Annotated in this window: 17 protein-coding genes and 2 pseudogenes; 9 read left to right on the top strand and 10 right to left on the bottom strand. The window is 72.1% G+C overall.

From position 1 onward, the window contains the following. Positions 1-3: 3 nt before the first annotated feature. Positions 4-441: an SRPBCC family protein gene (locus BS75_RS05700; protein WP_034087412.1), complete on the bottom strand. Its 438-nt coding sequence runs from the start codon at positions 439-441 to the stop codon at positions 4-6. Beyond that, entirely contained in the window at positions 438-782 is a 345-nt protein-coding gene (locus BS75_RS05695) for an ArsR/SmtB family transcription factor (protein WP_034087411.1), read from the bottom strand. The genes BS75_RS05700 and BS75_RS05695 overlap by 4 nt, the downstream gene beginning before the upstream one ends. Before the next feature lie 155 nt (positions 783-937). Between BS75_RS05695 and lgt the strand changes: the two genes are divergently transcribed. Next, entirely contained in the window at positions 938-1807 is an 870-nt protein-coding gene (gene lgt, locus BS75_RS43220; protein ID WP_042437537.1) for a prolipoprotein diacylglyceryl transferase, read from the top strand. Between the two features lie 64 nt (positions 1808-1871). On the opposite strand, the gene BS75_RS05685 is transcribed toward lgt, so the two are convergent. After that, the gene (locus tag BS75_RS05685) at positions 1872-2744 is read right to left on the bottom strand and encodes an EamA family transporter (protein ID WP_034087410.1); all 873 of its coding nucleotides are present in this window, start codon (positions 2742-2744) and stop codon (positions 1872-1874) included. A gap of 115 nt (positions 2745-2859) precedes the next feature. Here BS75_RS05685 and BS75_RS05680 point away from each other — a divergent pair, with 115 nt between their 5' ends. Next, entirely contained in the window at positions 2860-3435 is a 576-nt protein-coding gene (locus tag BS75_RS05680; protein ID WP_034087409.1) for a helix-turn-helix domain-containing protein, read from the top strand. A 190-nt stretch (positions 3436-3625) separates the two neighbouring features. After that, a pseudogene (locus tag BS75_RS05675) lies at positions 3626-4513 on the top strand (DMT family transporter); the annotation flags it as partial. A gap of 140 nt (positions 4514-4653) precedes the next feature. Here BS75_RS05675 and BS75_RS05670 read toward each other — a convergent pair. Next, positions 4654-5448: a trypsin-like serine peptidase gene (locus BS75_RS05670; protein ID WP_052069215.1), complete on the bottom strand. Its 795-nt coding sequence runs from the start codon at positions 5446-5448 to the stop codon at positions 4654-4656. Between the two features lie 343 nt (positions 5449-5791). After that, entirely contained in the window at positions 5792-6364 is a 573-nt protein-coding gene (idi, locus tag BS75_RS05665; protein ID WP_034087407.1) for an isopentenyl-diphosphate Delta-isomerase, read from the bottom strand. Positions 6365-6582: 218 nt separating this feature from the next. Between idi and BS75_RS05660 the strand changes: the two genes are divergently transcribed. From BS75_RS05660 to BS75_RS05640, 5 genes are all read left to right on the top strand, one after another. After that, the gene (locus tag BS75_RS05660) at positions 6583-7338 is read left to right on the top strand and encodes a phosphocholine cytidylyltransferase family protein (protein ID WP_034087406.1); all 756 of its coding nucleotides are present in this window, start codon (positions 6583-6585) and stop codon (positions 7336-7338) included. Then, a complete protein-coding gene (locus BS75_RS05655) occupies positions 7326-8393 on the top strand; it encodes an iron-containing alcohol dehydrogenase family protein (RefSeq protein ID WP_034087405.1) in 1068 nt (355 codons plus the stop codon). The genes BS75_RS05660 and BS75_RS05655 overlap by 13 nt, the downstream gene beginning before the upstream one ends. Before the next feature lie 103 nt (positions 8394-8496). Further along, the gene (locus tag BS75_RS05650; protein WP_231608099.1) at positions 8497-9228 is read left to right on the top strand and encodes a CDP-alcohol phosphatidyltransferase family protein; all 732 of its coding nucleotides are present in this window, start codon (positions 8497-8499) and stop codon (positions 9226-9228) included. Positions 9229-9245: 17 nt separating this feature from the next. Beyond that, positions 9246-10118, top strand: a complete 873-nt coding sequence (locus BS75_RS05645; protein ID WP_034092470.1) for a glycosyltransferase family 2 protein — start codon at positions 9246-9248, stop codon at positions 10116-10118. Between the two features lie 113 nt (positions 10119-10231). Continuing rightward, entirely contained in the window at positions 10232-11173 is a 942-nt protein-coding gene (locus BS75_RS05640) for an ABC transporter permease (RefSeq protein ID WP_081983210.1), read from the top strand. 22 nt (positions 11174-11195) lie between these two features. Here BS75_RS05640 and BS75_RS43935 read toward each other — a convergent pair whose 3' ends face one another. Then, positions 11196-12305 carry a cytochrome c oxidase assembly protein gene (locus BS75_RS43935; protein ID WP_152645771.1) on the bottom strand — a complete coding sequence of 370 codons (1110 nt, stop codon included), beginning with the start codon at positions 12303-12305 and terminating at the stop codon, positions 11196-11198. Positions 12306-12503: 198 nt separating this feature from the next. Here BS75_RS43935 and BS75_RS05630 point away from each other — a divergent pair, with 198 nt between their 5' ends. Further along, positions 12504-13331 carry an exodeoxyribonuclease III gene (locus BS75_RS05630; RefSeq protein WP_034087403.1) on the top strand — a complete coding sequence of 276 codons (828 nt, stop codon included), beginning with the start codon at positions 12504-12506 and terminating at the stop codon, positions 13329-13331. A 45-nt stretch (positions 13332-13376) separates the two neighbouring features. Here BS75_RS05630 and BS75_RS05625 read toward each other — a convergent pair whose 3' ends face one another. The 4 genes and pseudogenes from BS75_RS05625 to BS75_RS05610 all read right to left on the bottom strand — a co-directional run bounded on the left by BS75_RS05625 (position 13377) and on the right by BS75_RS05610 (position 16948). Further along, on the bottom strand, positions 13377-13952 hold the full coding sequence (locus BS75_RS05625) for a Uma2 family endonuclease (RefSeq protein ID WP_034087402.1): 576 nt from the start codon (positions 13950-13952) through the stop codon (positions 13377-13379). A 43-nt stretch (positions 13953-13995) separates the two neighbouring features. After that, positions 13996-14703, bottom strand: a complete 708-nt coding sequence (locus BS75_RS05620) for a lysoplasmalogenase (protein WP_063771458.1) — start codon at positions 14701-14703, stop codon at positions 13996-13998. Continuing rightward, a pseudogene (locus BS75_RS43215) lies at positions 14700-15577 on the bottom strand (sterol desaturase family protein). Before BS75_RS43215 ends, BS75_RS05620 begins: the two are co-directional and overlap by 4 nt. A 132-nt stretch (positions 15578-15709) precedes the next feature. Continuing rightward, a complete protein-coding gene (locus BS75_RS05610) occupies positions 15710-16948 on the bottom strand; it encodes an amidohydrolase family protein (protein WP_034087401.1) in 1239 nt (412 codons plus the stop codon). Positions 16949-16975: the final 27 nt, after the last annotated feature.

Genomic DNA, 16975 nt, shown 5'->3' with positions numbered 1-16975 from the left:
GTTTCACGCCGTGGGCAGGCCCTCGGCGAGGGTGTCGAAGAAGGCGGACCAGCCCGCCTTGGTTCTGGCGTACTCCTCCGCGCCCAGGTGGCCCTCCTGGACGAAGACCATCTCGGTCCTGCCGCCGAGGTCCTTGAGGACCACGGTCACCACCTCGACGTTCGGGTTGGCGGGGTCGGCCGGGTCGGTCAGGGTGAGCACCAGCCGCTCCGGCGGGAGCACCTCCAGGTAGCTGCCCCGGAAGGGGATGACCGTCGCCGGGTCGACGTGCATGACGACGCTCCAGGCGCCGCCGGGGCGGACGTCCATGGCCACCGTCTCCAGCGGGACGTCGCTGCTCGCGCCGAACCAGCGGGCGAACTGGGCGGGCTCCGTCCAAGCGGCGAACACCAGCTCGCGGGGGGCGTCGAAGACGCGGGTGATGCTGAAGCTCTCGGTCATCGGGGTTCTCCCTCTGCCTGGATCTCTCGGAGGTGGTCGGCAAGGCGGTCGAAGCTGTGCTCCCAGAGCTGCCGGTAGCGCTCCAACCAGACGGAGGCCTCACCCAGCGGCTCCGCCTCTATTCGGCAGGGACGCCACTGGGCGTTCCGGCCGCGACTGATCAGCCCGGCGCGCTCCAGCACCTTCAGGTGCTTGGAGATCGCGGGCAGGCTCATCGAGAAGGGCTCGGCGAGCTCGGTGACGGTCGCCTCGCCCGCCGACAGTCGGGCGAGGATCGCCCGGCGGGTCGGGTCCGCGAGGGCCGCGAAGACGCTGCTGAGCCGGTCCTGGTCGCTGACCATGCCGCATAACCACCTAGTTAATTAACCGCTGGGTTTACTCTAGTGCGCGCGGGAACGCTGTCAAGTCGGAATGCGGGAGCTGTGTCCCGGTAGTGTTGGCGGCGCATAAGCGGGTCGAGCAGCCCGCCCGTCCGCAAGGGAAACGGCCCGGCTTGATGGAACTCGCGTACATCCCCAGCCCCGCGCAGGGCGTCTGGCACATCGGTCCCGTTCCGATCCGCGCCTACGCGCTGTGCATCCTCGCGGGCATCGCGGCGGCGCTCTGGCTGACCCGGCGCCGCTGGGTCAGGCTCGGCGGCAATCCGGACGACGTCCTCGACATCACCCTCTGGGCGGTGCCCTTCGGGATCGTCGGCGGCCGGCTCTACCACGTGATCACCGACCCCGAGCTCTACTTCAAGCCCGGCGAGCAGCCGATCAGGGCGCTCTACATCTGGGACGGCGGCCTCGGCATCTGGGGCGCGGTGGCGCTCGGCGCGGTCGGCGCCTGGATCGGCTGCCGGAAGAAGGGCGTCCCGCTCGCTGGTTTCGCGGACGCGCTGGCGCCCGGTCTGATCCTGGCCCAGGCCATCGGCCGCTGGGGCAACTACTTCAACCAGGAGCTCTACGGCGACCCCACCAGCCTGCCCTGGGGGCTGCGGATCGACCCGGCGCACCGTCCGCCGGCCACCCCCGACGTGGCGTTCTACCAGCCGACCTTCCTCTACGAGTCGCTCTGGGACCTCGGCTGCGTGCTGCTGCTGCTCTACGCCGACCGGCGCTGGAACATGCACTCGGCGCGGCTGTTCGCCCTCTACGCCGCCGTGTACACGGCCGGACGCGGCTGGATCGAGGCGCTGCGCGACGACCACGCCAACCGCTTCCTCGGGCTGCGGCTGAACGACTGGACCTCGCTGGTCGTCTTCCTGGTCGCGGTCGGCTACCTGGTCGCCACCAGGAACCGGCCGGCGCCGGAGAATCCGATCGGACGCTCCCGGATCACGCAGCCCGAACCCCAGCCGGAGGACGCCGAACTGCCGGCCTGAGTGCTGCGCCCCGGGCCTGCCCGGTCGGCAGGTCAGCAGGTCAGCAGGTCAGTAGGTCAGCAGGTCAGTGGGCCGCCAGCAGGATCGCGCCGGCCAGGGCGAGCCCGGAGCCGGCGGCCTGCACCGCCAGCAGCCGTTCGCCGAGCAGGTAGCGCGCGGCCAGCGCGGTCACCACCGGGTAGAGCGAGGCCAGGACGGCGGCCACGGCCATCGACCCGGCCTGGCTCGCCAGCACGAACGCGCCGTTGGCGGCCACGTCGGCGATGCCGACCCCGGCCAGGGCGAGGACCATCCGGCGCGAGGCCAGCGACAGGCGCAGTTCCGCGCGCCGGTAGCGCTCGGGCTCGCGGCGCGCCGCCCGCACCAGCGCGCCCCCGCCGACCAGCAGGTTGCAGCAGCGCTGCACCAGCAGCGCCAGCAGCACGCCCGACGCGCCGGTCGTGGCCTCCGCCATCAGCGTCATCACCGCGCCGAAGCCGAAGGCGGCGACCAGGGTGAGCAGCACCGCCGTGCGCTGGACCGGCTCCCCGCGCAGCTGCGGGCCGCCCGCCAGGACCACCCCCACCGCCGCCACGGCGATGCCCAGGACCTGCAGCGTGCCGGGGCGTTCGCCCAGGGCGAGGCCGGCGCCGACCGGTACCAGCACCCCGACGGTGGCGAGCGGGGAGACCACGCCCATGGGGCCGAGGGCGAGCGCGCGATAGAAGGCGATCATGGCGATCGGCCCGATCAGGCCCGCGCCGACGGCGTAGAGCAGGTGCACCGACGCGTGCGCGAAGCCGCCGGTGGCGCAGACCGCCACCAGCAGTGCCAGTGCGGCGGCGGCCTGCGAGGCGACCACGACCACCAGCGCCGGGAGGCGGCGGGTGAGCAGTCCGCCGCCGAAGTCGGCCAGACCCCAGAGCACGCTGCTGAGCAGCGCGAAGACAGCAGTCATGGCGGGACCTCGCAGTACAGTGCAGTGAATCGTGGAGTACACGCCACAGTAGTGTATTCAGATGAACTATCAAGTTCATTATATTTTACTCGACCCCTCCTGGACTGGACTGCTGATGCCCGACCTCGATCTGGTCGCCCAGGCCCTTGCCCGCAACGTCCGACGGTTCCGCGCTGACCGGGCGCTGACCCTGGACGCCCTCGCCGCCCGGGCCGGCGTCAGCCGGGGGATGCTCATCCAGATCGAGCAGGCGCGGACCAACCCCAGCGTCGGGACCGTGGTCCGGGTCGCGGACGCGCTCGGCGTGAGCATCGCCCGCCTGCTCGACTACGACGAGGGCCCGGCGGTCCGGTTGGTCCCGCAGGAGGAGGCGGTGACCCTCTGGTCCACGCCGCAGGGCAGCAGCGCGGTGCTGCTGGCCGGGGTCGAGTCCCCGGGTCCGCTGGAGATCTGGGACTGGGTGCTCCAGCCCGGTCAGGGCCACGACTCGGACGCCCATCCGGCCGGCACCATGGAGATCGTCCGGGTGGAGGCGGGCACCTTGGTGGTCACCCTCGACGGCGTCGAGCACCCCGTGCCGCAGGGGACCACGGCCTCCTACGAGGCCGGTCGGCCGCACGGCTACCACAACCCGGGCGCCGAGGTCGTCCGGCTCACCATGGTGGTCTCGGTCCCGGCGCCGGTCGCCTGATCGGCGCCCCTGGGCCAGGGCCGGGATCGAAGGGCCTGGGCCGGGGCCGGTGCCCGGGCCGGGGCCCGGGCCGGGGCCGCGAGGCGCGCCAGCGCGCGGCCTGCGGCGGGTTGTCGGGAGCGCCGGATAGCATCGCAGGGTCCGGAACCGGGTAAGAGATGCTCATGCGAGGGGGCGGGGAACCATGTCCATGACGGCCGTGCTGTCCGTCGTCTTCGCCGTCCTCGCCGCCGTCAGCAACGCCCTGGGGACGGTGCTGCAGCGCCGGGCCGCGCTGATCGTGCCGCAGTCCGACACCTTCCGGCTCCGGCTGATGCTGGACCTGCTGCGCACCCCGGTCTGGTTCGGCGGCATCCTCGGGGTGATCTTCGCGGCGGTGTTCCAGGCCCTGGCGCTGGTGACCGGGCCGCTGGCGGTGGTGCAGCCGATCTTCGTCCTGGAGCTCCCGTTCGCGCTGCTGATCTCCGGGGTGGTGTTCCGGAAACGGATGTCGCGCCAGGGGTGGTTCTCGGTCGCCGCGATCGTCGTCGGGCTGGGCGCCGCCCTGGCGGCGGCGGCTCCGAGCGGCGGCGACCTCCAGCCGCCGCCCGCCCTCTGGGTGCTCGCGCTGGCCAGCTGCCTCGGGGCGATGTTCATGCTGGCCCTGGCCGCGCTGCGGCGTCCGGTCGGCCCGGCTCGGGCGGTCTGCCTCGGCACTGCGGCGGCGATCGGCTACGCGCTGACGGCGGCGCTGATGAAGTCGGCCACCGACACCCTCGACCGTCAGGGCGTGGCGGCCTTCTTCGAGTCCTGGCAGACCTACGGCTTCGCCGCGATCGGCGTCTGCGCCCTGTTCCTGCTGGAGAACGCCATGCAGGCGGGTCCGCTGGTGGCCTCGCAGCCGGCGCTGACCCTGGGCGACGCGCTGATCAGCCTCTCGCTCGGGGTCACCCTCTACAACGAGTCGGTGCGCACCGGCTGGTGGCTGGCCCCGGAGACGGTGGGCGTGGGCCTGGTGCTGCTGGGTGCGGTCGGACTGTCCCGGTTGGAGACCATCCGGCAGAGCGGCGGCGCCGCGCCCCGGACGGCCCGTCCTCCGGCTCCGCCGGGGCCACCGGCCCGGCCGAGGCCCCGGGCGCCCCCGGAAGCCCCACCGGTACCGCGGAGTTCAGCGAGACCTGATCCGGCGGGACCCGGTTCACTCGGTGCGGGCCGGGCCCGGCCGTCGCTGGGGCCGGGTCAGCGGACCATGCTGATCGCCTGCTGGTAGAGCAGCGAGACGTTGTTGTCGAAGTAGACGCTGTAGGAAACGTCGGGTGTGTACCCGCCCTGCTCGAATCCGCCGATCACGCCCAGCACGGTGCCCTCGTCGTGCTCCGGGCCCAGTTTCCCGGAGATGACCCAGGGGCTGCCGCTGGTCCCGTCGGTGTAGTCGGCGCAGGCGATCCGCATCTGCGTCGAGCCGAACATGGCGATGTTGTTGCTGCAGGTGATCGGAGCGCCGGCTCCGTCCGGATAACCCGTAAGAGTGACAACCTGGTTGGTGCCCAGATTGACGCCCAACCGGTTGGCCCCGACGACCTGCTCGATCTCCTTGCCGTGGAGCGCCCCGAGCACGCCGAAGGCCACGTCGTAGTCGGGGTCGGTGTTGGCCGTCCAGTTGGTGCTCTCCACCGTCTGCAGTACCGGCCAGATCCCGTAGGGGGCCTGGCCGTCGCGGTAGCCGGGGACGAAGACCGTGCTGCCGGGGCTGCTCGGCAGGCAGTGCGCGGCAGTGATGATCACGTCACCGCCGGGGCTGTCGACCACGCTCGCGCTGCAGTAGTGCGAGGTGCTGGTGATGCTGCCGGAGAAGAGCGCCCCCTCCCGGGCGGCGGCGGCCGAGGCCGACGCCGTGCGTGAACTGCCCAGGCCGTACGGACCGAGCGCCACGGCGGTGGAACTGCCGACCGCCATCACGATCAGCCACGCCAGGACTGCCAGGGACCAGCGGAGCGCCTCGGCGAGCGGGTCGGGCAGTTGAAGGTGCCTCACAGCACGACCATGCCCCTCCGTCATGGGAACGGAGTTGGAAGCGCGTGAGAAACCGGTGAACGTCCCGGGGCAGGTAGGGGCCAACGGGTCCTCCAGCGGGGCGTCGAGCAGGCAGGCGGGGTGCGGGGGAGCACGGCGGGGCGGGGCTACGGCAAGACGGGGGAAACGAACCGGTAAGGGACAGGACAGAACCGGGTCCCGGCCATGGTGCCCTGTCGTTCTCCCACGTCACAAGTGGCCTGGGCGTAAATCTCGGATCCGGCGCCGGCGGACCGGCCGGGGAGGGCGGCGGGCACCCCTGCCGTGCCGCCCTCCCATCCGCTCCGGGCAGGGGCGGGACCGGCTACCAGCCGGCCCGCGGGGCGAGCTCGCGGACGGCCGGCAGCGCCGCGTCCAGGACCGAGCCGAACCACGCGGAGAAGGGCTTCTCCTTGCGCAGCAGCTCCAGCTCGTCCGGGGTGACGAAGGCGGTGTCGGCCACCTCGGCCGGGTCCGGCTGCTGGCGCGCGGCGGCCAGTCCGACGAACAGGTGGTTGTACTCGTGCTCCACCAGGCCGGTGGCCTCGTCCGGGTGGTAGTACGTCACCGTCCCGGCCTGCCGCAGCAGCTCCGGCGCCGCGCCCAGCTCCTCGGCGGTCCGCCTGGCCGCCGCGACGAACGGCGGCTCGCCCACGTAGGGGTGGCCGCAGCAGGTGTTCGACCAGACGCCGGGGGAGTGGTACTTGCCCAGCGCCCGTTGCTGCAGCAGCAGCCGGCCCCGGCCGTCCAGCAGGAACACCGAGAACGCGCGGTGCAGGCGCCCGGGGCTGCGGTGCGCCTCCAGCTTCTCCGCCGTGCCGATGGTTCTGCCCTCGGCGTCGACGAGCTCCAGCATGATCTCGGGCGCGGTCGGGGACGTCGGTTCACTGGTCGGCATGAAGCACCTTTCGGCTTGTCGTTGCCGGGCTCGTGGCTGCCGGGCTCGTATGTGCCGGTATTGGCCACCCAACAGTGTGCCGTACCGGACCCCGAGCCCCCCTGCGGCGGCACGAAGAGGGTCCCGCTTCCCGAGTGACCTCCGTATTCGCCTACGATCGCGGTAGCCCGCACCCCTGTCCGACGTAAACATCGGACATAAAGAGAGTGAGACATCCCATGATCGGCCTTGTTCTGGCCGCCGGCGCCGGACGCCGACTGCGCCCGTACACCGACACCCTTCCCAAGGCCCTGGTTCCGGTGGACGGCGACCGGACCATCCTCGACCTCACCCTCGGCAACTTCGCCGAGGTCGGGATGAGCGACGTGGCCATCGTGGTCGGCTACCGGGCGGAGGCGGTCGAGCAGCGCAAGGCCGCGCTGGAGTCGCAGTACGGGCTCAAGCTCCACCTGGTCCACAACGACAAGGCCGAGGAGTGGAACAACGCCTACTCCCTGTGGTGCGCCCGCGAGCTCTTCGCGGAGGGGCTGCTGCTCGCCAACGGCGACACTGTCCACCCGGCCTCGGTGCAGCGGACCATGCTCGACGGCAACGCCCGCCGCGCCGCCGAGGGCAGCGCCCCCGGCATCCTGCTCGCCCTCGACACGGTGAAGAAGCTCGCCGACGAGGAGATGAAGGTCGTGGTCGACCCTGAGCTCGGCATGCGCCGGATCACCAAGCTGATGGACCCGGCGGAGGCCACCGGCGAGTACATCGGCCTCACCGTGATCAACCCCTCCGCCGCCGACGACCTGGCCTCCGCGCTGCAGGCCACCTTCGAGCGCGACCCGCAGCTCTACTACGAGGACGGCTACCAGGAGATGGTCGACCGCGGCCTGCGGATCGACGTCCAGCCGATCGGCGAGGTCAGCTGGGTCGAGATCGACAACCACGAGGACCTCGCCCGGGGCCGGGAGATCGCGTGCCAGTACTGACCCGGCTGGTCCCCTCGCCGCTGGTCGTCGACATCCGCGCCGGAGCGCTGGACGATCTGCAGTCGGTCCTCGCCGACCAGCGGATCTCCGCCTCCGGGCGGATCGCCGTCGCCGTCAGCGCCGGCTCCGGGGCGGCGCTGCGCGAGCGGCTCGCCCCGCAGATGCCCGGGGCCGACTGGTACGCCGTCCCCGACGGGACGCTGGACTCCGCCGTGCGGCTGGCGGAGGAGATGCGCTCCGGCCACTACGACGCGCTGGTCGGACTCGGCGGCGGGAAGATCATCGACGCGGCCAAGTACGCCGGCGCGCGGGTCGGCCTGCCGGTGGTCGCGGTCGCGACCAACCTCGCCCACGACGGCCTCTGCTCGCCGGTCTCCACCCTCGACAACGACGCCGGGCGCGGCTCCTACGGGGTGCCCAGCCCGATCGGCCTGATCGTCGACCTCGACGTGATCCGGCAGGCCCCGGCGCGCTTCGTCAACGCCGGCATCGGCGACATCATCTCCAACATCTCGGCCTGCGCCGACTGGGAGCTCTCCAAGCGGGTCACCGGCGAGCAGGTCGACGGACTGGCCGTGGCCATGGCCCGCAGCGCCGGTGAGCTGATGCTGCGCCACCCCGGCACCATCGCCGACGACAACATGCTGGTCGCGCTCGCCGAGTCGCTGGTGCTGTCCGGGATCTCGATGAACATCGCCGGCAGCACCCGCCCCTCCAGCGGCGCCTGCCACGAGATCAACCACGCCCTGGACATCCTCTACCCCACCCGCAACGCCCAGCACGGCGAGCAGTGCGGCCTGGGCGCGGCCTTCGCCACCCACCTGCGCGGCGACCTGGAACTGTCCGGGCAGATGGCCGAGGTGCTGGCCCGGCACCGGCTGCCGGTGACGGCGGCCCAGATCGGTTTCAGCGACGAGGAGTTCGTCGCGGCCGTGCACTACGCTCCACAGACCCGCCCAGGACGGTTCACCATCCTGGAGCACCTCGACCTCGACCCCTCAGCAATCCGGGACGCGTACACCGACTATGTCAAACACGTCAGCTCCTGCACCTGATTCCGCACCTGGTTCCGCCCCCGAACGACCCGGGCAGCCTGCCCGTCCCAAGGGCGGCAAGCCCACCCTCGCCGAGTTCCGGGCGGTCGCGCACCCCGAGGGCCTGCTCGACCGGCGCTCCGGCGAGCACTGGGCCGGCCGCATCTACATGCGCCGGATCTCCTCCCGGATCACCCGGCACCTCATCGACGCCCCGGTCAGCCCCAACCAGCTGACCTGGCTGATGATGGTCACCGGCATCCTCGGCGGCGCGGCCCTGCTGATCCCCGGGCTCGCCGGGGCGGTGCTGGCGGCCCTGCTGATCCAGGTCTACCTCGGCCTGGACTGCGTCGACGGCGAGCTCGCCCGCTGGCGCAAGCAGACCTCCACCACCGGTGTCTACCTCGACCGGGTCGGCCACTACCTGTCCGAGGCCGCGCTGCTCACCGGGGCCGGCCTGCGCGCCGCCGACCTGTTCCAGCAGCACGGCGCCCGCGCCTGGATGTGGGCCTTCCTCGGCACCGTCGCCGCGCTCGGCGCGATCCTGATCAAGGCCGAGACCGACCTGGTCGACGTCGCCCGGATCCGGCGCGGGCTGACCGCCGTCGACGACGCCGCCTCGGTGCCGCGCGCGGCCGGGGTGGCCAAGGCCCGCAAGGCCGCCGCCGCGCTCAAGTTCCACCGGCTGATCGGCGGCGTCGAGGCCTCGCTGGTGCTGCTCGCCGCCGGGATCGCCGACAGCGTCCACGGGGACCTGCTGTTCACCCGGATCGCGGTCGCCGTGCTCGCCGCCATCGCGGTGCTGCAGACCTTCCTGCACCTGCTCAGCATCACCCTCTCCAGCCGGCTCAGGTGACCGCCGTGTCCGACGAACTGAAGCTGGGCGCGGTCGTCCTCACCCAGGGCACCCGCCCGGTCGAGCTGGCCGCGCTGCTCGACTCGGTCGCCGCGCAGCACGGCCCGGTGGTCGAGGTGGTGGTCGTCGCCAACGGCGTCGAGGTGCCGCCGCTGCCGGCCGGCGTCTGCGGCATCAGGACCGACGAGAACCTCGGCATCCCGGGCGGACGCAACGTCGGCATCGAGGCCTTCGGGCCCAACGGCTCCGACGTCGACGTGGTGCTCTTCCTGGACGACGACGGGCTGCTGCCGCAGCCGGACGACGCGGAGAAGCTCCGGGCCGCCTTCGCCGCCGACCCGCGCCTCGGCATCGTCAGCTTCCGGATCGCCGACCCGGACAGCGGCGAGACCCAGCGCCGGCACGTCCCCCGGCTGCGGGCCGCCGACCCGATGCACTCCTCCGAGGTCACCACCTTCCTCGGCGGCGCCAGCGCGGTCCGCAGCACGGTCTTCGCCCAGGCCGGGCAGCTGCCCGCGGAGTTCTTCTACGGGCACGAGGAGACCGACCTGGCCTGGCGCGCGCTCGACGCGGGCTGGCGGATCCAGTACCGGGCCGACATCCTGCTGCACCACCCCAAGACCGCGCCCAGTCGGCACGCCGTCTACAACCGCAACATCGCCCGCAACCGGGTCTGGCTCGCCCGGCGCAACCTCCCGGCCCTGCTGGTCCCGGTCTACCTGGGGACCTGGGTGCTGCTCACCCTCGCCCGGCGGCCCTCCGGCGAGGCGCTCAGGGCCTGGTTCGGCGGCTTCGCCGAGGGCTGGCGCACGCCCTGCGGCCCGCGCCGGCCGATGCGCTGGCGCACCGTCTGGCGGATGACCAGGCTGGGCCGCCCGCCGGTGATCTGACCGTCCGCCGACCGGGCAGCGTTTCGCTCCCCGTTTCGCTCCCCGGTGGTGTCCGCGCTGCCGTCCCGGCGCCGACATGAGAATGTCGGAGCGTGATCGAGGACAACGGCGGCGTGGACACCGCCGAGCCGGGCGCGGCGGCGAACCAGGGCGCCGAGGGCCCGGGTGCGGACCCGGCGGCGGCCGGGCGCAGCGCGGACCTGGCCGCCCTGGCGGCGGCCCACGGACTGGCCGTCAGCGGAGAGCGGCCCTCACTGCCGGTCTACACCCGCCGGCTCTGGTCGCGTCGGCACTTCATCGTCGCCTTCGCCACCGCCCGGCTCACCGCGATGTACACGGCGGCCCGGCTGGGCCAGATCTGGCAGGTGATGACGCCGCTGCTGAACGCGGCCGTCTACTACCTGATCTTCGGCCTGCTGCTGGGCACCAACCGGGGCATCCCCAACTTCATCGCCTACCTGTGCACCGGGGTGTTCGTCTTCCAGTTCACCCAGTCGGCGGTGCTGGCCGGAACCAGGTCGATCACCGACAACCTCGGACTGATCCGGGCGCTGCACTTCCCCCGCGCCTGCCTGCCGATCGCCTTCACCGTGATCCAGCTCCAGCAGCTGCTGTTCTCGATGGCGGTGCTGGGGGTGATCGTGCTGGCCACCGGGGAGCCGCTGACCGTGCGCTGGCTGCTGGTGGTCCCGGTGCTGCTGCTCCAGTCGGCCTTCAACGCCGGGCTGGCCCTGTTCATGGCCCGGATCGGCTCGAAGACCACGGACATGGCGCAGCTGATGCCGTTCGTCATCCGGACCTGGATGTACCTGTCCGGCGTCTTCTGGAGCGTCAGCACCTTCACCGCACACGCCCCGAAGTGGGTGGCGACGATGCTCAACCTCAACCCGGCGCTGATCTTCAACGACCTGATGCGCTACGCGCTGATGCAGTCGGTCACCGCCGACCTGCTGCCCCGCCATGTCTGGGAGATCACCCTCGGCTGGTCGCTGCTGGTGGGCCTGGCGGGATACGTCTTCTTCTGGCAGGCCGAGGAGGAGTACGGCCGGGGCTGAGCGCCGGGGGAGGGGCCGGGCGTCAGCTCTCGCCGGCGGCGTTCGCACCGCCGTAGCGGTGGGCCAGGTTGGGGTCGTCCAGCCACCAGGGGCGCATGGTCTCCTGCTCCAGCAGCTCGGCGGCGCTGGGCGCGGCTGCCGCCTCCGGCTCGGCCCTGCCCGTGGTCCGGCTCCCGGCCCGTTCCCCGGCCCGTTCCCCGGCCTGCTTTCCGGCCTGCTCGGCGATCCGGGCCGCCGCCTCGGCGTCGAGCTGCTGGTCGACCTCGGCGGTCTTCAGCCGGTCCTCCCGGATCACTGAGACGATCAGCGCGACCAGGAAGGGCACGCCGGCGATGTCGCCGAGCCCCCAGAGCACCGCCCCGCCCCAGGACTGGTCCGCCAGCGGCGAGAGACCCCAGGGCCGGTGCAGCTGCGCCCAGTAGTCCGGGACCAGCAGATGCCCGCCGAAGACCAGCACGAAGCCCAGGGCCGCGTCGCAGAGCACCTCGGCGATGGTGATCACGATGCCCAGCAACGGCGGGTACTTCCGGCCCACCGGGTCGATCTGCAACCGGGGCCAGAAGTAGGCCAGCCCGAAGAGCACGAAGGAGACGTGGAACAGGTAGTTCCAGCTGTCGGTGGTCAGCGAGAGCCTGAGCCAGGGACTGAAGAACAGCAGCCACGGCGGGACCATCAGCATCACCGTCGACACCAGCGGGAACATCAGCACCTGCGAGACCCGGCCGCGCAGCGCCGCCCGCATCCACGCCCGGAACTTCCGGGGCGCGGCCTCGACCAGGACGGTGACCGGCGCGCCCATGGCCAGCAGCAGCGGCACCACCATCAGCAGCAGTACGGACTGCAGGGCCCGGTCGGTGAACACCACCTTCTCGTACACGCCCAGACCGGAGCAGCAGGTGAACACCCACAGCGCCATGCCGAGGACGAAGGCGACGGTACGGCCCTGGCGCCAGGCCGCCCCCTCACGGTGCATCCGCAGCATGCCGAGCAGATAGCCGGCCGTCCCGAGCACCGCGATGGCCAGCACCACCGGCTCGGCCTGCCACATGGTGAAGACCCGGTCGAAGGTCCAGGCCGGGGGGCCGGTGTAGAGGGGCGCCGCCGCTGCCGCCGCTGCCAGTTGCACGTGCACCACGCCGTTCCGCTTGACCTACCGTTGGACGATCGAACCGAGGACGCTCCCGCGTCCGCCATCCGATTGTGCCCCCGCCCCCCGGAGGAGCTCGACCCGACCCCCCGGAAGGGTGGCGGAGCGCGCGGGACCGGCCGCTGTCGGTGCCGGACGGTAGCTTAGGAGCGACCTCCCGACTCCGCACGGAAGAGCGCTCCCATGACTGTTCGCGTCGCCACCTGGAACATCAACTCGGTCAACGCCAGGCTTCCGAAGCTGCTGGAGTGGCTGGGCACGGCCGCCCCCGACGTGCTCTGCCTCCAGGAGCTGAAGTGCACGTCGGACGCCTTCCCCTACGAGGCGGTTCGCGAGCTCGGCTACGAGGCGGCGACGCACGGCACCGGCCGCTGGAACGGCGTGGCGATCCTCTCCAAGCTGGGGCTGGACGACGTGGTGCGCGGCCTGCCGAACCAGCCGGGCTACCTCGCGGAGGAGGCGGCGGCGGAGTCCACCCTGATCGCGGCCGAGCCCGAGCAGGAGCCCCGGGCCATCGCGGCGACCTGCGGCCCGGTCCGGGTCTGGTCGGTGTACGTCCCCAACGGCCGTGAGGTCGGCCACCCCCACTACGCCTACAAGCTGGAGTGGTTCGCGGCCCTGCGGGCGGCCGTGCTGGCCGACACGGCGGGGGAGCGGCCGTTCGCGGTCCTCGGCGACTTCAACGTGATCCCGACCGACGAGGACGTCTGGGACCCGGCCGCGCTGGAGGGCAGCACCCACGTCACCGCGCCCGAGCGCCAGGCCCTGGCCGACCTCCGCGAGGCCGGGCTCGCCGACGTATACCCGCGCGCGCTCAAGTACGACCGCCCCTACACCTTCTGGGACTACCGGGCGCTGGCCTTCCCCAAGAACAGGGGCATGCGGATCGACTTCGCCTACGGCAACAAGCCCTTCGTCGCGGCCGTCGCCGACGCCTACGTCGACCGCGAGGCCCGCAAGGGCAAGGGCACCTCCGACCACGCCCCGGTCGTGGTCGACCTCTCGCTCTGACCTGGACCTGACGCGGGCGCGGGGCGGCGCGCCGCCCGGCCGCCGTCAGGCGGCGGACGAGTCGTAGGTCGGGAAGACCGCCGTCGAGATCCGGTATCCGGCCGCCTCGACCACCTCGCCGAAGGCGAAGGTGGTGCGGGTGCGGTAGCTGCTCGCGTCGCCGCGCACATCGGGGCCCGACTGGACCAGGCCGGTGCCGGTGCGGGGATCGATGATCACATACCAGGGGATGTTCATGGCGGCGTAGTCGCGGATCTTCCCGGCGTAGTCGTTCTCCGGATTCGACACCGACACCACCTCGAAGACGATCTCCACATCCTCGGGGCGCACGCTGTTGCCCTCGCGGAGCAGCGCGCGCTCGGGGATGACCAGGACATCGGGCTTCCGGTTCTTGCCCAGCCCGGGGTTCTCGATCTCGGGACCCGTGTAGGCGTCCAGGCCTGACTCCTCGTCGATCTGGGTGGCCAGTTGCCGCTGCACCCGGCGCGCGATGAACTCATGCCGGTTGTCCGGGCGGGCCATCATGATGATCTCGCCACCGGAGATCTCGACACCCCAGATCGAGGGCAGCTCGGGCAGCTCTTCCTTGATCTTGCGGAGCTTCTCGTAGAGCTCGTTCACCGGACTTCTTCTCCGTGGATGGCGCCGGCCGGTGCCGGGACGGTCAGCCGCTGCTCAGGACAACGCTACCGCCGACCTCGCCCTCGACCGTCGGCCCGACTCCGCCGATGGGCGGGTCGGCCGTCGCGCCGGAGGCGAGGAGGTACTGGCCGAGGAGGTAGGTGGCCATCACCCAGACGTCGGCGACCGGCAGTTGCGGCCAGTGGGCCAGGCCGGAGGCGATCAGGCTGTCGGAGAGCAGGAAGAGCGCGCCGCCGAGGCCGGTGCGGCGGCCGGCGCAGGCGGAGCTGACGGCGGTGCCGGTGAGCAGCAGGCTGTAGCCGGCCAGCGGGATCCGCAGGCCGGACGCCAGGTCGGGCCAGAGCAGGGTGATCAGCAGCACCCAGAGCACGGCGTAGGGGGCGGCGGTCCGCAGCAGTCGGCGCCGGTCGCGCAGCGCGCCGCGCCGGACGAAGAAGGCGACGTAGCAGACGTGGGCGGCGGCGAAGCCGCCCATGCCGACCAGGAACCAGGCCCCGCCGAACAGCAGGAAGGTGTCGCCGGCGCAGGACGCCAGCAGCGCGCCGAGCAGCAGCCGGGGCAGCCGCACCGGGTGCGCCGACGCGGAGAGCGCGACCGCCAGCCGGGGCATCAGCAGCGGCTTCAGCACGTCGGTGGCGGGGGTGGCCCCGATCAGCAGCAGGAAGAGGTAGCCGACGCAGGTGACGGTGTAGTTCACCAGCACCCGGCCGGCGCGGACGCTGTTCCTCACGCGGCTACCCGCACGCCGCTCGCCTCGGCGGCGGCGCCCTCGGCCTCGGCCGGACGCCAGCCGGGGCCGCGGAAGAGGAAGCCGGCCCGCTGGCGCCAGCCGTGGGCGGAGGCCAGGTCCTGGTAGAGGGCGGCGTACTCGTGGGTCGCGACGACCAGCGGGTTGAAGGTCCTGATGTTCTTGGTGAGGCCGTAGACCGGGCGGTCCGTCTCCGGGGTGAAGGAGCGGAACAGCCGGTCCCAGACGATCAGGATGCCGCCGAAGTTGCGGTCCAGGTAGCCGCCCTGCGAGGCGTGGTGCACCCGGTGGTGCGAGGTGTTGAAGAGGAACTCGATCGGGCGCGGCAGCTTGTCGATGCGCTCGGTGTGGATCCAGAACTGGTACACCAGGTTGACGGGGAGCAGAAGGCCACGGCGGCGGGGGAGACCCCGAGCAGCACCAGCGGTGCGTAGAAGAGGCCGAAGGTCAGATCGGTCCAGGGCTGTCGGAGCGCGGTCGAGAGGTTGTAGTTGCGGCTGGAGTGGTGCACCACGTGCTGGGCCCAGAGCAGCCGCACCCGGTGGGTGCTCCGGTGCGACCAGTAGTAGCAGAGGTCCTGGCCGAGCAGCATCAGCGGCACGGTGGTCCACCAGTGGACCGGGACGTGCACCGGCGCCACCGCGTAGAGCACGTTGTAGAGGGCGAACGCCGGTATCTTCCAGCCCAGGTTGGTGACCAGGCTGCCGAGGCCCATGGTGAGGCTGGTCGCGGTGTCCTTCCCGGTGTACCCGAGCTCGTCCTCGTCCGGGTGGACCAGGAAGGACACGATCTCGATGACGGTCAGCAGGACGAACGCGGGTATCGACCACAGCACGGCATTGGGCAGGTTCGGCATGGCGGAAGCGTAGGCCGGTCGGATACGCGCTGACTAGAGGTTGTTACCGACCGGTATGGAACAGTTTCCGGGCACAGCCCCCGGTGCGGCGGTGCGCCCCCGAACGATCTGGAGCGCACCACCGCAGCGCGTTCACCAGACGCGGACGCTGGAGCCGACGGCGAAGGCCGGGCTGGTCGCGCCCGGCGGCGGGGCGTCCAGCGGCTGCGCCACCTCGCTCACCAGCGGGCCGACCTTGGCCGCCAACGCGTCCAGCGCGGGCAGGTCGAAGCCGTAGACCCGGGCCGCGTTGCTGCCGACCATGGCCGCGACCTCGGCGCGGGGCAGTCCGGCGTAGGCGGTGCGCAGCGCCTCGGTGCTGTGCGGCCAGGTGCCCTCGTCATGCGGGAAGTCGCTGCCCCACATGATCTTGTCGAGGCCGATCCGGTGCCGCAGCGGCACCTCGTGGGCGCGCATGAAGCTCGCGCCGACGAAGCAGTTGCGGTCCCAGACCTCGTGCGGGCTGTCGCCCATGGACTCGGCCAGCCCCGCGCCGAACTTGGACTCCGCCGTCTGCGGCCGGTCGGTGTCCGGCGGGGCCGTGGCCGCCCGGGTCGCCGCGCCGACCAGCCGCCGGTGGTAGTAGTCCAGCATGTCCAGCACGCCCGGGATCCAGCCCGAGCCCTGCTCGGTCAGCACCAGCCGCAGCCCCGGGTGGCGCTTGAACGCCCCGCCGAAGAGCAGGTGCCACAGCGCCCGGTGCGAGAACCAGGTGGTCTCCACCATGAACACGGCCCGCGCGGCCGGTTCGGGCCCCAGCTCCGGACTGGCCGAGCCGCCGTGGTGGTTGACCGGGACGCCGAGCTCGGCGCAGACCGCCCACAGCGGGTCGTAGACCCTGGAGTAGAGCTCCGGCACCGGCGCCCCCGGCGGGACGCCCGGCAGCACCACTCCGCCGGTCAGCCCGGCCGTGTGACAGCGCCGGACCTCGGCCACGGCCGCGTCCACGTCGCCGAGCAGGATCTGGAAGGTCCCCGCGCGGCGCCCCGGCGCCTGGGCGCAGAAGTCGGCCATCCAGCGGTTGTGTGCCTGGAGCCCGGCCCAGCGCTGGGCGAACTCCTCCGGCCCCGGCTGACCCGCCATCAGCGAGGCGCTGGGGAAGAACGGCGGGACGGTGTTCGGGAACACCACCTCGGCGACGATGCCGTCCTGCTCCAGCTCGGCCAGCCGGCGGGGCGAGTCCCAGTTGCGCTCCGCCTCGGGCGCCTGCAGGTCGGCATAGGGGTTGACGTACGCCGCCGCCCAGGCGTCGAAGGCCGCGTGGTGCCGGGACTCCAGGTAGGGCCGGTAGTCCAGCAGGTCGGCGCCGGCATGGCAGTCCGCCGAGATCACGGTGTAACGCTCGGGCTCCGTCGCCGG

Origin of the sequence: Streptacidiphilus albus JL83, from assembly GCF_000744705.1 — a bacterium.
Taxonomy (GTDB): domain Bacteria; phylum Actinomycetota; class Actinomycetes; order Streptomycetales; family Streptomycetaceae; genus Streptacidiphilus; species Streptacidiphilus albus.
This window is presented reverse-complemented; position numbering and strand designations above follow the sequence as displayed.

What these genes read in the sequence shown, in the direction of transcription:
- BS75_RS05700 (WP_034087412.1), bottom strand. Translation starts at nt 441, where the DNA reads ATGACCGAGAGCTTCAGCATCACCCGCGTCTTCGACGCCCCCCGCGAG.
- BS75_RS05695 (WP_034087411.1), bottom strand. Translation starts at nt 782, where the DNA reads ATGGTCAGCGACCAGGACCGGCTCAGCAGCGTCTTCGCGGCCCTCGCG.
- lgt (WP_042437537.1), top strand. Translation starts at nt 938, where the DNA reads ATGGAACTCGCGTACATCCCCAGCCCCGCGCAGGGCGTCTGGCACATC.
- BS75_RS05685 (WP_034087410.1), bottom strand. Translation starts at nt 2,744, where the DNA reads ATGACTGCTGTCTTCGCGCTGCTCAGCAGCGTGCTCTGGGGTCTGGCC.
- BS75_RS05680 (WP_034087409.1), top strand. Translation starts at nt 2,860, where the DNA reads ATGCCCGACCTCGATCTGGTCGCCCAGGCCCTTGCCCGCAACGTCCGA.
- idi (WP_034087407.1), bottom strand. Translation starts at nt 6,364, where the DNA reads ATGCCGACCAGTGAACCGACGTCCCCGACCGCGCCCGAGATCATGCTG.
- BS75_RS05660 (WP_034087406.1), top strand. Translation starts at nt 6,583, where the DNA reads ATGATCGGCCTTGTTCTGGCCGCCGGCGCCGGACGCCGACTGCGCCCG.
- BS75_RS05630 (WP_034087403.1), top strand. Translation starts at nt 12,504, where the DNA reads ATGACTGTTCGCGTCGCCACCTGGAACATCAACTCGGTCAACGCCAGG.